This window comes from Pseudomonas sp. K5002 (assembly GCF_013386655.1).
Classification (GTDB): domain Bacteria; phylum Pseudomonadota; class Gammaproteobacteria; order Pseudomonadales; family Pseudomonadaceae; genus Aquipseudomonas.
Genome location: NZ_JACARK010000097.1, coordinates 1 through 13,435, shown reverse-complemented (window position 1 = coordinate 13,435; position 13,435 = coordinate 1). Strand labels below are relative to the sequence as shown.

11 protein-coding genes are annotated in these 13,435 nt (G+C 61.1%); 8 read left to right on the top strand and 3 right to left on the bottom strand.

The window, feature by feature from the left end; translation table 11 throughout:
- Nucleotides 1-442 (bottom strand): alpha/beta hydrolase (locus HX846_RS06125; RefSeq protein WP_178965135.1); only part of this gene is annotated, 442 nt, incomplete at its 3' end.
- Between the two features lie 107 nt (nt 443-549).
- The gene (gene ppsA, locus HX846_RS06120) at nt 550-2,925 is read right to left on the bottom strand and encodes a phosphoenolpyruvate synthase (RefSeq protein ID WP_003215003.1); all 2,376 of its coding nucleotides are present in this window, start codon (nt 2,923-2,925) and stop codon (nt 550-552) included.
- A gap of 178 nt (nt 2,926-3,103) precedes the next feature.
- Here ppsA and HX846_RS06115 point away from each other — a divergent pair, with 178 nt between their 5' ends.
- Nucleotides 3,104-3,922, top strand: a complete 819-nt coding sequence (locus tag HX846_RS06115; RefSeq protein ID WP_003215001.1) for a pyruvate, water dikinase regulatory protein — start codon at nt 3,104-3,106, stop codon at nt 3,920-3,922.
- A 190-nt stretch (nt 3,923-4,112) separates the two neighbouring features.
- Here HX846_RS06115 and HX846_RS06110 read toward each other — a convergent pair whose 3' ends face one another.
- Nucleotides 4,113-5,537, bottom strand: a complete 1,425-nt coding sequence (locus tag HX846_RS06110) for a PLP-dependent aminotransferase family protein (RefSeq protein ID WP_102370226.1) — start codon at nt 5,535-5,537, stop codon at nt 4,113-4,115.
- Nucleotides 5,538-5,687: 150 nt separating this feature from the next.
- Between HX846_RS06110 and HX846_RS06105 the strand changes: the two genes are divergently transcribed.
- From HX846_RS06105 to HX846_RS06075, 7 genes are all read left to right on the top strand, one after another.
- The gene (locus HX846_RS06105) at nt 5,688-6,581 is read left to right on the top strand and encodes a DMT family transporter (protein WP_166742189.1); all 894 of its coding nucleotides are present in this window, start codon (nt 5,688-5,690) and stop codon (nt 6,579-6,581) included.
- Nucleotide 6,582: 1 nt separating this feature from the next.
- The gene (gene moeB, locus HX846_RS06100; protein ID WP_008432662.1) at nt 6,583-8,442 is read left to right on the top strand and encodes a molybdopterin-synthase adenylyltransferase MoeB; all 1,860 of its coding nucleotides are present in this window, start codon (nt 6,583-6,585) and stop codon (nt 8,440-8,442) included.
- Nucleotides 8,443-8,466: 24 nt separating this feature from the next.
- Nucleotides 8,467-9,381: a PLP-dependent cysteine synthase family protein gene (locus HX846_RS06095; RefSeq protein WP_043225528.1), complete on the top strand. Its 915-nt coding sequence runs from the start codon at nt 8,467-8,469 to the stop codon at nt 9,379-9,381.
- 22 nt (nt 9,382-9,403) lie between these two features.
- A complete protein-coding gene (locus HX846_RS06090; protein ID WP_178965134.1) occupies nt 9,404-10,396 on the top strand; it encodes a serine O-acetyltransferase in 993 nt (330 codons plus the stop codon).
- Nucleotides 10,397-10,398: 2 nt separating this feature from the next.
- A complete protein-coding gene (locus HX846_RS06085) occupies nt 10,399-11,127 on the top strand; it encodes an alanyl-tRNA editing protein (RefSeq protein WP_003214990.1) in 729 nt (242 codons plus the stop codon).
- Nucleotides 11,128-11,354: 227 nt separating this feature from the next.
- On the top strand, nt 11,355-13,100 hold the full coding sequence (locus HX846_RS06080; protein ID WP_003214988.1) for an ABC transporter permease subunit: 1,746 nt from the start codon (nt 11,355-11,357) through the stop codon (nt 13,098-13,100).
- A gap of 14 nt (nt 13,101-13,114) precedes the next feature.
- Nucleotides 13,115-13,435: ATP-binding cassette domain-containing protein (locus HX846_RS06075; RefSeq protein WP_178965133.1), on the top strand; the 321-nt coding region annotated here is incomplete at its 3' end.

Sequence of the window (13,435 nt, the reverse complement as noted above, 5' to 3'; positions counted from 1 at the left end):
CCAGGGTTGTGCCACCCAGGGAATGCCCGATCCAGTGGGGAATCTGCCCGCTTTGCTCACGCACGAAGGCGGCAATGGCCGGCAAGTCGTAGCGAGCATAGTCGGCGACACGATTCCTGGCGTAGTCCTGGTTGCGCCGGGACAGCCCGTGACCGCGCATTTCCGGGATCCAGACGTCAAACCCTTCGCGCGCCAGGTAGGCGCCCAGGCCGATCCCCTTGGGCGAGTACCAGAAGCGGCGGTTGGAAAAACTGCCATGCAACAAAACCACCGGCACGCCCCGGTTTTCCGGGACGTCAGCCAGGCCCAGGCGGGTCACGGCCAGCTCGACGGTACCGTCAGGGCTGTTGCCGGGTTTCAGCCGATACACATCTTCACTCAGGTCGCCACGACGCTCAGCGCTGATCAAGGCGACGGGAAACAGGTTGCTGCTGCTTTGCATAATGCTCTTGCACAAAAAAGGGCGGCGTCCGGAAGGAGTTCCGCCCTGTACAGAATGAGAAATGCCGGCCAACCGCAAGGTTGACCGGCACTTTTGGGTGTTGCGTATTACGCCTGGGCTTGACCTTCAGCCAGGAAGAACCAGGTTTCCAGTACGGAATCGGGGTTCAGCGAGACGCTTTCGATGCCCTGCTCCATCAGCCACTTGGCCAGGTCCGGGTGATCGGAAGGGCCTTGGCCGCAGATCCCGATGTACTTGCCGGCCTTGTTGCACGCCTGGATGGCGTTGGCCAGCAGCTTCTTGACCGCAGGGTTACGCTCGTCGAACAGGTGGGCGATGATCCCGGAGTCGCGGTCCAGGCCCAGGGTCAGCTGGGTCAGGTCGTTGGAACCGATGGAGAAGCCGTCGAAGAACTCCAGGAACTCTTCAGCCAGGATGGCGTTGGATGGCAGCTCGCACATCATGATGACGCGCAGGCCGTTCTCGCCACGGGACAGGCCGTTTTCAGCCAGCAGGTCCACCACCTGGCTCGCTTCACCCAGGGTGCGCACGAACGGCACCATGATTTCGACGTTGGTCAGGCCCATCTCGTTGCGCACGCGCTTGAGGGCACGGCATTCCAGCTCGAAGCAGTCGCGGAAGGCTTCGCTGATGTAGCGCGAGGCGCCACGGAAGCCCAGCATCGGGTTTTCTTCTTCCGGCTCGTAAAGCTTGCCGCCGATCAGGTTGGCGTACTCGTTGGACTTGAAGTCCGACAGGCGCACGATGACCTTTTTCGGGTAGAACGCCGCTGCCAGGGTGCTGATGCCTTCCACCAGCTTCTCGACGTAGAAGCCCACCGGGTCGTTGTAGCCGGCGATGCGCTTGTCGACGCTTTCCTTGATGTCCGGCGGCAGGCCGTCGTAGTTCAGCAGGGCCTTGGGGTGCACACCGATCATGCGGTTGATGATGAACTCCAGGCGGGCCAGGCCCACACCGGCGTTCGGCAATTGCGCGAAATCGAAGGCGCGGTCCGGGTTGCCGACGTTCATCATGATCTTGAACGGCAGGTCGGGCATGGCGTCGATGGAGTTTTGCTTGATATCGAAGCCCAGCTCACCTTCGAAGATGAAGCCGGTGTCGCCTTCAGCGCAGGACACGGTCACGCCCTGGCCGTCTTTCAACAGTTGGGTGGCGTTACCGCAACCGACCACTGCCGGAATCCCCAGCTCGCGGGCGATGATCGCCGCGTGGCAGGTACGCCCGCCACGGTTGGTGACGATGGCGCTGGCGCGCTTCATCACCGGTTCCCAGTCCGGGTCGGTCATGTCGGAGACCAGCACGTCGCCTGGCTGGACCTTGTCCATCTCGGACACGTCCTTGATGATCCGCACCTTGCCGGCGCCGATGCGCTGGCCGATGGCACGGCCTTCCACCAGCACGGTGCCGGTTTCTTTCAACAGGTAGCGTTCCATGACGTTGGCCGAGGTGCGGCTCTTCACGGTCTCAGGGCGGGCCTGGACGATGTATAGCTTGCCGTCGTCACCGTCCTTGGCCCATTCGATGTCCATCGGGCACTTGTAGTGCTTCTCGATGATCATCGCCTGCTTGGCCAATTCGCTGACTTCGGCGTCGGTCAGGCAGAAACGCGCGCGTTCGGCCTTGTCGACATCAACGGTTTTCACCGAGCGACCGGCCTTGGCCTCGTCGCCGTAGATCATCTTGATCGCCTTGCTGCCCAGGTTGCGGCGCAGGATGGCCGGGCGGCCGGCTTCAAGGGTGTGTTTGTGGACGTAGAATTCGTCCGGGTTCACCGCGCCTTGTACGACGGTTTCGCCGAGGCCGTAGGCGCCGGTGATGAACACCACGTCGCGGAAGCCCGATTCGGTGTCCAGGGTGAACATCACGCCGGCGGTGCCGGTTTCCGAACGCACCATGCGCTGCACACCGGCAGACAGGGCCACCAGCTTGTGGTCGAAACCCTGGTGTACGCGGTAGGAAATAGCACGGTCGTTAAAGAGGGAGGCAAACACTTCCTTGGCTGCGCGGATCACGTTTTCCACGCCGCGGATGTTCAGGAAGGTTTCTTGCTGGCCGGCAAAGGAGGCGTCCGGCAGGTCTTCGGCGGTGGCCGAGGAGCGCACGGCGACAGCCATGTCGGGGTTACCGGCCGACAGCGTGGCAAACGCGGTGCGGATCTCGGCGTTGAGCTTCTCGGGGAATTCGGCTTCCATGATCCATTGACGGATCTGGGCGCCAGTCTTGGCCAGGGCGTTGACGTCATCGACGTCCAGCGCATCGAGGGCGGCATGGATCTGATCGTTGAGGCCGCTCAACTCGAGGAAATCACGGTAAGCCTGGGCGGTGGTGGCAAAACCACCTGGCACCGATACACCGGCGCCCGCAAGATTACTGATCATCTCGCCCAGGGATGCGTTCTTGCCCCCTACGTGCTCTACATCATGGACGCCGAGCTTATCGAGGGAAACTACGTACTCTACCAAGGTGATCTCTCCACTTTCTGTGTTGGAAAAGCTCAGGACGCCGGCGGCTCAGTAGGAGCGGTTACCGGCGTTTGTGGCCTGGACCTGGAAAATAAGTGAGAATGCGGCCCACTGCGGGACGGCAAAATCGCGCCTATCATATCCAAGATTCGTCATCAGCTTAAGGCCCAAGGCTCAAATGAAACGATCTGCTTTCTTTATCTCCGACGGCACCGGCATTACAGCCGAAACCCTGGGTCAAAGCCTGCTGGCGCAGTTCGAAAACATTACCTTCAGCAAATTCACGCGACCCTATATCGATAGCGTGGATAAAGCGCGAGCCATGGTACAACAAATCAATCTGGCGGCCGAAAAAGACGGATTTCGTCCGATCATTTTCGACACCATCGTCAATCAGGACATTCGTGAGATCCTCGCCACCTCCAATGGTTTCATGATCGACATCTTCTCTACCTTCCTGGCGCCGCTGGAACAAGAGTTAAGTGAACATTCGTCATACTCTGTCGGAAAATCTCACTCCATTGGCCATAACTCCAACTATATGGAGCGGATCGAGGCGGTGAACTTCGCCCTCGACAACGACGACGGCGCCCGCACCCACTACTACGACAAGGCTGATTTGATCCTGGTGGGCGTGTCCCGCTGCGGCAAGACGCCGACCTGCCTTTATATGGCCATGCAGTTCGGGATTCGCGCGGCCAACTACCCGCTGACCGAAGACGACATGGAGCACCTGACGCTGCCGAGCGCCCTGCGCGCGCACCAGCACAAGCTGTTCGGGCTGACCATCGACCCGGACCGCCTGACGGCGATTCGCAACGAGCGCAAGCCCAATAGCCGTTACTCCAGCTATGCGCAGTGCGAATTTGAAGTGCGGGAGGTGGAAAATCTGTTCCGCCGGGAAAATATTGCGCACATCAATTCCACGCATTTTTCGGTGGAAGAGATTTCGGCGAAGATTCTGGTGGAGAAAGGGGTGGAGCGGCGGTTCAAGTAACTCCGCGCGCTGGCCAAGGTGCTTGTGTGGCGAGGGAGCTTCTGTGGCGAGGGAGCTTGCTCCCGCTCGACTGCGCAGCAGTCGCAAACCAGACGACTGGTATTTAGTGAATGGCTTTGGGGCTGCTTCGCAGCCCAGCGGGAGCAAGCTCCCTCGCCACAGGGGTCATGTTCACAACAAGCTGTTGGGTTCACAGGTGAAACCGCCCCCCGCCCTGCCCCAGCGCCGTCGCCAGCGCATCGAACCCATCCAGCAGCAACTGATCATCCCCCGACGTATTGCAGATGCTCGCCCGAATGAATTGCGGCACCGCCGTCTGCCCCACGGCAAACGCTTCGGCTGTCGCGATCAGGTAATTGTTCTGCTTTAACTCCGCCTCGATTTCCGACGCGCGCCATGGCTCCGGGACTTCGATCCAGAAGTGCGGGCTGTTCAGGTGAGTGCGGTACTCCAGCCCGATCAACAAACCTTCCACCAGTGCCTTGCGGCGGCTGATTTCCTGGATCTGCTGGTGCAACAGGTGTTCCGCCGTGCCGTTTTCGATCCACTGGGTCGCCAGTTCCAGGGTGACCGGCGTGGCCATCCAGCAGGTGGAACGCAAGGCCGCAGAAATCCGGCTGACCAGCGCCGGCGGTGCATGCACGTACCCAACCCGCAAGCCTGCCGATACCGCCTTGCTCAGGCTGCTGATCAGAATCGTACGCTCCGGAGCAAAATGACTCAGGGGCGGCGGACGGTCTTCCACCAGCACACCGTGGGCCTCGTCCTCAAGAATCAGCAGGTTGTGTTCTCGACAGACCTTCACCAATGCCTCACGGCGCGGGACCGACAGCACCGCCGTCGTAGGATTCTGGATGGTCGGCGTGCAGTACAACGCCGACACCCGGTGATTGCGGCAGACTTCATCCAGCGCCCCCGGCAGCAGCCCTTCTTCATCCATTTCCAGGCCGATCAGGCGGATGCCCAGCATGCGCGCGGCGGTGATCAGCCCCGGATAGGTCAACTGTTCGGTCACCACCGTATCGCCGGCTCGCAACAGCGCCATCATTGCGCAGAGCAACCCATGCTGGCCGCCGTTCACGCAAATCACCTGCTCGGGAATCGGGTGGAAATCCCGCTGCACCAGCCACTGCGCACCCGCCGCCCGGTAACGCGGCAGCCCGGCATCCGGGGTGTAGGCACTGATGTCCTGCAAGAACTTGGCGTTGTTCGCCAGCGTCTGGAAGCTCTGGGCCAGGAACGTGGTCTCCTGCCCGGGGATGTGCATGTTGCGGCTCATATCAAAGTATTGCCGCGGCTCGTCGCTGAAGTTGCGAAAGCCTTCATCCCGCTGGCGCTCCATCCCACGCTTGCGTACGAAAGTGCCGTCGCCGACCCGCGCCACTACCAGCCCCAGGCGTTCCAGCTCACCGTAGGCGCGGCTGATGGTGCCAATGGTGACCCCCAGATTGTCGGAAAGCACCCGATGAGGCGGCAGTTTTCTTCCCGGTTCAATCAAGCCTTCAAGGATGCCTCGCTCCATGACATCGGACAGGCGCTTGTACTTCACGCCCTGCCCGTTGGAGAGTCCTTCTCGCATAATTGACACCATGTCAATATTTGTTTTGACAGCCATCATTCGCCCTAATAGTGTGCTTTTACGGGTTCAATCACCGAATCATGGCACTCAATATAGAGGTCAATTCGGTCTCATGGAAGCAATGTCACGATGCCAATGTCCGCCGTTCTCGAAAATGCTGGAAAAACAAAAACTCACAAGCAGTGGTTGGCCGGGCTGATTACCAGTGTGATGTTCCTGATCGTGTGTCTCAGCTGGGGCACTACCTGGCTGGGCATCAAGATCGCCGTGGAAAGCGTGCCACCGCTGACCTCCGCCGGGCTGCGGTTCCTGATCGCGTTTCCGCTGTTCCTGTGTTTCGCCTGGGTGCGCCGCGAGCCGATCCTGTTTCCCCGGGAAAGCCGCTGGTTTTTCGTGTTTGTGACGCTGTCCTACTTCAGCGTTCCGTATTACCTGCTCAACTACGGCGAGATGCATGTTTCGTCCGGCCTTACCGCGCTGCTGTTCAGCTGCATGCCGGTGTTTATCCTGATTTTCTCCGCGCTGTTCCTGCGCGAGCGCATCTACTTTTCCCAGGTGATCGGTATCGCCATCGGTTTCGGCAGCCTGTACATGATCATCAAGAGCCAGGGCCTGCACCTGGACCATGCCGAGTTCTTCGGCGTGCTGGCGATCCTCGCCGCCGCGATCATGCATGCCTTGTGCTACGTGATTACCAAGAAACAAGGCAGTGCCATCAGCGTGATCACCTACAACACCCTGCCCATCGGCATCGCCGGGTTGATGCTGTTTGTCGCCGGGCTGTGGTTTGAAACCCCGACCTTTGAAGACATCACCCTGCGTTCCTGGAGTGCGCTGTTCTACCTCGGGCTGGTGGCCTCGGTGGGCGGCTTTATCGTGTATTTCATGCTGCTCAAGCGCCTGAGCCCGATCATTTTGTCCTTCGTGTTCATCATCTTCCCGGTGTTCGCGGTGATCATCGGGGCCTGGTACGAGGGCGTGCAGATTTCCAGGGACCTGATGATGTATTCGGCGATCCTGCTGGCCGGCTTTGCCATCACCAAGCTGCCCATCGAAAAGCTCCTGGCGAAGAAAAACTGAGATGAAGGTCCTGAGCCCAAGCGCACTGGAGCAGATCTACGCCCACGCCGACCGCAGCTACCCCGAGGAATGCTGCGGCTTCGTTTTCGCCGATGGCAGCGTGTACCTGGGCAGCAACATCCAGAACGAGCTGCACCGCAAGAACCCCGAGATGTATCCACGCAGCGCCGCCAACGGCTACACCTTTTCGGTGGCCGACACGCTGATGATGAACAAGGCGTTTCGCGGTGATAACCCGGTGGTGGTGATCTACCACTCCCACCCTGACGTCGGCGCGTATTTCAGCGACGAAGACCAGGACAAGGCCCTTTTCATGGGCGAGCCGATCTACCCCGTAAGCTACCTGGTGGTGGATGTTCGCCAGGGCAAGACCCAAGGTTCCAAGCTGTTTGCCTGGGATGGCAAACACTTCGCCCAAAAACCCTTCAACGACCTGCAAACGGAGTTGTGCATGAACGCTGTCTCTTTCCCCGACATCCTGGTCCGCGTGGCCAAGCTGCCAGCATCGACCCTCGAGGGTGCCGGATCGACATTGCGCGAAGTCATTGAAAACCTCTGCATCGAGCACCCGCAATTGCGGGCGCACCTGCTCTACGAGAACAACCAGCTCAAGGAACACTTCCTGTTCACCGCCGAAGAGGAACTGATCGACGCCAACGACCGGTTGCCCGAAAAAGCCAAAATCGAAGTGTTGCTGGCCACTTCCGGCGGCATGGACGTCGACCAACTGAGCAACGAAGAAGTGCAGCGCTACGTGCGCCATATCACCCTGCCCGGCGTCGGCCGCGAAGGCCAGTTGAACCTGAAGAAAGCCCGCGTGCTGATCATCGGCACCGGCGGCCTCGGTTCGCCCATCAGCCTGTACCTGGCGGCAGCCGGCATCGGCACCCTGGGGCTGGTGGATTTCGACGTGGTGGAAAGCAGCAACCTGCAACGCCAGATCGTCCACGGCAACAGCACCTTGGGCCTGCCCAAGGTCGAGTCCGCCAAGCAGCGCTTGCAGGACCTCAACAGCCACATCCAGATCAACACCTACGACACCGCCTTCAACACCGACAACGCCCTGGAACTGGTGGGCGCCTATGACCTGGTGATCGACGGCACCGACAATTTCGAAACCCGCTACCTGGTCAACGACGCTTGCGTGCAGTTGGGCAAGCCGTTGGTGTACGGCGCCATCTACCGCTTCGACGGGCAGATCAGCGTGCTCAACTATAAAGGCGGGCCGTGCTATCGCTGCCTGTTTCCCCAGGCACCACCGGCGGAACTGGCGCCCAACTGCAGCGCCGGCGGGGTCATCGGCGTATTACCCGGGGTGGTCGGGATGATCCAGGCCACCGAGGCGATCAAGCTGCTGATCGGCATTGGCGAACCACTCTCGGGCCGGCTGATGCGCTTTGATGCGCTGGCGATGAAGTTCAGCGAGATCCGCTTCAAGCGCCGCGCCGACTGCCCTTGCTGCTCGGAACTGCGCCACAGCCAAACCATCGCCCCCGCCGTCTGCGCCGACGCCCTGCCAAGCCAACCGTCGCTGGCTGAAGAGCGCTACATCAAGCCGCGGGTGCTCAAGCAACTGCTCGAGCAACACAGCAAGGCCGACGTACTGCTGGATGTGCGGGACGCCAGCGAGCTGGAAGTGTGCAAGTTGCCGGGGGTGGTGCACATCCCGCTGGCCGAGCTCGACGGGCAACTCGCCAACCTCAGCCGCGACAACACCCACTACCTCATCTGCTACGCCGGGACCCGCGCGGAGCAAGCCGCCAGCACCTTGCTGGCCGCCGGATTCGCCAACACAAAAGTACTGCAAGGTGGCATGAAACACTGGGTTCGCGACGTCGAACCCGACATGCCTTTGTACTGATCAGCGGCCATGGGCTCTTACTTGATGTTGCATAACTCGATACTCGACGCCATTGGCCAAACGCCCATCGTGCGCCTGGAACAGTTTTCCGAAGACCTCGGCATCGAGGTCTACGCCAAGCTGGAATCCCTCAACCCCGGCGGAAGCCACAAGGCACGCATCGCCCTGGGCATGATCCTCGACGCCGAGCGCCGGGGCATTCTGATTCGTGGCTCAGGGCAAACCATCATTGAGCCCAGCGGCGGCAACACCGGCATCGGCCTGGTGATGGCCGGTAACGTGCTGGGCTACAAAGTGGTGCTGGTGATCCCCGACAACTACAGCCCCGAGAAGCAGAAACTGCTGCGCCTGTACGGCGCCAGGGTGGTGCTGTCGGACAGCCGCCTGGGCAACAATTCCCACGGCGAAAAGTGCATGGAGCTGCAGCTGGAAAACCCCAGCTACGTGATGCTCAACCAGCAGCGCAACGGCGCCAACCCGCAGACCCACCGTGACACCACCGCCCGGGAAATCATCCGCGCCTTCGGCGAGCTGCGTGTGGACTACTTCGTCAGCGGCATCGGCACCGGCGGCCATATCACCGGCATCGGCGAAACCCTCAAGAGCACCTGGCCGGCGATCCGCGTGATGGGGGTGGAGCCGGAAGAGTGCGACCTGCTCAGCGACCGCCATGCGCCGCACCATATCCAGGGCCTGTCGATCGGCTTGATCCCGAGCATTCTCAACGTCGCGATCATTGACGGAATGCTCAAGGTGTCGCGCCAGGAATGCCTCGACATGATCAAACGCATCATGCGCACCGACGCCATCAGCCTCGGGCTGTCGTCGGCCGCCAACATGGTAGCCATCGCCAAGCTGGCGCCGGAGCTGCCCACCGACACCGTCGTGCTGACCATGGTCTACGACAGTGCCGACAGCTATCTGCCCTGTTTTGAATAACAACTATTGCGGGGGTGCCTCCATGGGGGGCTTTATCGACATGCAACAACTGCACGATGAGTTGCTCACCCACCTCATCACCACGCTTACGCCTGCGCAGTTGAAGCAGCTGGAGGCGCATCTCGCGCCGCTGATCCAGGCGGCGGCCCAGGCGGTGGCCGAAGACCTGATCGCCTATGCCTGGCGCGACCCGGCGTCCCGTGGCCGGGGCGAGCTGATCCTCGAGTCCTACGCCTCGTTCAAGGCCGTGCTGTATTACCGCCTGGCCCACCTGGTGTGGAATTTCCCGGACAAGAACAACGGCGTGTTTTCCGCCATCGCCCTGAATCTGAGCAACCAGGGCAAGATCCTGTCCGGCGCCGAAATTCACCCCGCAGCGCGGATCGGCCGGCGCTTTGTGCTGGACCACGGTTACGGCACGGTCATCGGTGAAACCTGCGAGATCGGCAACGACTGCTACATCCTCTGCGGCGTGACTCTCGGCGCCCGGGGCATCGCCAACAACCCGGACGGCAAGCGCCACCCGCGGCTGGGCAACAACGTGGAAGTCGGCTCCGGCGCGCGGGTGCTCGGTTACGTGCTGATCGGTGACAACGTGTTCATCAGTCCGTCCTGCGTGATCACCCAGGACGTGCCGGCCGGCACCAAGGTCAAGGTGGTCAACCAGATCCAGTTGCAGAAAAACGATGAGTCGGACCACAGCAATTACCTCGGCGCGTTTGCCCTCGACGAACGCCTGCACGTGGTGGGCGAAGTCAACGCCAGCCACAAGGTGACGGTATTGGACGCTGACTTTCATCCCCTGCCCGGCCTGCTGCTGGAGCCGACAGTCAAGGAACGTCATCACCTGCAATTCCGCCTGCGGCACATCGAAACCAACGCCTACCCGCCGCGCCTGCCGCTGAACCTGAAAGTGACCGGGCCCGAATTTGAAATCACCCTGCTATCTCCTCCTGGCTTGAGCGCGATGGTTCGTCGCCTGCTGCAAGCCAGCCCACTGATCGTCGGAGGTTGAACATGTCCGTGCACACCATGGAAACCCTCGCGCTGTTCGACAGCGCGCCTTACCAGAATGCCTTCAGTGCGCGGGTGATTGCCGTCAGCGAACAGGGAATCGCCCTGGAGCACACGCTGTTCTACCCGACCGGCGGCGGCCAACCGGGGGACACCGGCCATTTCATCCTGCCCGACGGCAGCCGCGTCGACATCACCGGCACCGTGCGTGATCCGGTGCTGCGCTCGATCATCTGGCACCAGGTAGAACACTGCCCCGAGCAACTGGCCGCCGGGATGCAGGTCGACGCCAGCCTGGACTGGGAACGTCGCTACCAGCACATGAAAATGCACACCTGCCTGCACCTCCTGTGCTCGATCATCGACGCTCCGGTGACCGGTTGCAGTATCGGCGCCGACAAGGGCCGCCTGGATTTCGACCTGCCGGAAATGACCCTCGACAAAGAGACCATCACCCGTGACCTCAATGCCTTGATCGAACAGGCTCATGGGGTGAAAACCCTGTCCATGCCCGCCTCGGAGTATTCAACCCTGCTGCAGATCACTCGCACCCAGGCGGTGGCGCCACCGGTCATCCAGGGGGCAGTACGGGTGATTGAAATCGCCGGGATCGATATCCAGCCCTGCGGCGGCACCCATGTGACCAATACCGAGGAAATCGGCCGGGTGTTCTGCGAAAAAATCGAGAAGAAGAGCAAACACAATCGCAGGGTGATCCTGCGGTTTGAATAACCGCCGAGCGACGACCGGGGCGCCGACGCCCTAGTCGCCGTTCGTACAGGAAACTGACAGCAAATTTATGCGCTTGTAACATTCAGAAACGTACAATCCCGCCAGCAACGCCTCGTTGCCCCTGACTCGCGAAAACAGCGCCCGCCCTTCTCGGTGGGTCATTCGTGCAGCAGCTAAGCTCACTCCCATCACGCCCCTGAACCTGAACGCTGCAGGAATGACTGCCTATGAAAAGAGTGTTCCGTCACTACATCCCTGCATCCACATTGCGCTTGCTCCCCAACCGCTGGGATTTGGTCGCCCTGCCCCTGGTGATCGGCTTTTTACTGTTTTTCTCCATCACTGCACGGGAAACCTGGGCGCCCATCGCCACCCTGCAGAGTGAAGTGATCTCGCTGGACCCGGCCAACCTGCCGGAATACGCGATGCGCACCACGATGCGCATGCTGGCGGCGATGGTTGCAGCGCTGGTGTTCACCCTGTTGTACGGCACCCTGGCCGCCAAAAGCCGGCGCGCCGAGAAACTGCTGGTGCCCGTGCTCGACATCCTGCAATCAGTACCAGTGCTGGGTTACATCTCGTTCACAGTGACGTTCTTCCTGCTGCTGTTCCCCGGGCGTGTGCTCGGCGCGGAGTTCGCGGCCATCTTTGCGATTTTCACCAGCCAGGCCTGGAACATGACGTTCAGCTTCTACCAGTCGCTGCGCATGCTGCCCCATGACCTGGTGGAAGTGTCGACCAACCTGCGACTTTCCGGTTGGCAGCGGTTCTGGAAGCTCGACGTGCCCTTCGCCATGCCCGGGCTGGTGTGGAACATGATGATGAGCATGTCCGGCGGCTGGTTTTTCGTGGTCGCCTCCGAGGCCATTACCGTCGGTGACAAGACCATCACCTTGCCGGGCGTGGGCTCATACCTGGCCCTGGCGATTGCCCAGAAAGACCTGCACGCCGTGGGCTACGTGATCCTGGCGATGATTGTGGTCATCCTGATGTACGACCAGTTCCTGTTCCGCCCACTGGTGGCCTGGGCCGACAAGTTCCGCATGGAAACCACCGCCTCCCAGGGTGCCGCGCCGCAATCCTGGCTGCTGAACCTGATCCAGCGCACGCGCATCGTCCAGCGCATCCTGCGGCCTGTCACCCGCGCCATCAGCCGCATTGGCAACAAGCGCTTCAGCCTGGCGGGCGGTGCACTCAAGGCGCTGCCGGCAGAAACCCCGAAAGCGTCAAAAGTGATCGACTGGGTATGGGGCGCACTCATCGCGCTGCTGGCCGCTTATGCGCTGTATCACATCGTGCAGTACGTCGGCACTGAAGTGACCCTGGCCGAAGTCGGCCATGTATTCGTGCTAGGGCTGATCACGTTGTTGCGGGTGGTCGGCCTGATCCTGATCGCCTCGCTGATCTGGGTGCCGCTGGGCGTGATGATCGGCTTGCGCCCTGCGCTTGCGGAAAAAATCCAGCCGCTGGCGCAGTTCCTTGCGGCCTTCCCGGCGAACCTGCTGTTCCCAGTGTTCGTCATCGTGATCCTGCACTACAACCTCAACCCGGATATCTGGCTGAGCCCGCTGATTGTGCTGGGCACCCAGTGGTACATCCTGTTCAACGTGATCGCCGGAGCCAGCGCGTTCCCGAATGACTTCAAGGAAGCCGCCGCCAACTTCCGCATTCGCGGCTGGTTGTGGTGGCGCAAGGTGATGCTGCCGGGGATTTTCCCGTACTACGTCACCGGCGCGATTACCGCCTCGGGCGGTGCCTGGAACGCCAGCATCGTGTCCGAGTACGTGTCCTGGGGCCACGACAACGTGGTCGCCCACGGGCTGGGCGCCTACATCGCACAAACCACCGCGGCCGGCGACTTCCCGAAGATCGCCCTGGGCGTGGTGGTGATGTCGATCTTCGTGGTGGCGTTCAACCGCGCTGTGTGGCGGCCGATGTACGCCATGGCTGAAAACAAACTTCGTCTGAATTGATGGGACTCGCTGTGATGACTACCTATACCGAGCATGCCGCCGACACTCCGGAAATCTACTCGTTGAAAAACGTGAACCGGGTGTTCGGCAAAGGTAAAGACGAGCTGCAAGTCCTCAGCGGCGTGAACTTGAGCCTGCACGAAGGCGAGATTGTCGGCATGCTCGGCCGGTCCGGCTCGGGCAAGTCGACCTTGCTGCGCATCATCGCCGGGCTGATTCAGCCGTCGTCGGGCGAAGTGCGCTACAACGGCGCGCCACTCACCGGCCCGGCCGAAGGCGTGGCCATGGTGTTCCAGACCTTCGCGCTGTTCCCGTGGCTGACCGTGCTGGAAAAC

Coding starts and splice junctions, on each gene's coding strand:
- HX846_RS06110 (WP_102370226.1), bottom strand. CDS start 5,537: ATGGCTGTCAAAACAAATATTGACATGGTGTCAATTATGCGAGAAGGA.
- HX846_RS06080 (WP_003214988.1), top strand. CDS start 11,355: ATGAAAAGAGTGTTCCGTCACTACATCCCTGCATCCACATTGCGCTTG.
- moeB (WP_008432662.1), top strand. CDS start 6,583: ATGAAGGTCCTGAGCCCAAGCGCACTGGAGCAGATCTACGCCCACGCC.
- HX846_RS06095 (WP_043225528.1), top strand. CDS start 8,467: ATGTTGCATAACTCGATACTCGACGCCATTGGCCAAACGCCCATCGTG.
- HX846_RS06115 (WP_003215001.1), top strand. CDS start 3,104: ATGAAACGATCTGCTTTCTTTATCTCCGACGGCACCGGCATTACAGCC.
- HX846_RS06085 (WP_003214990.1), top strand. CDS start 10,399: ATGTCCGTGCACACCATGGAAACCCTCGCGCTGTTCGACAGCGCGCCT.
- HX846_RS06090 (WP_178965134.1), top strand. CDS start 9,404: ATGGGGGGCTTTATCGACATGCAACAACTGCACGATGAGTTGCTCACC.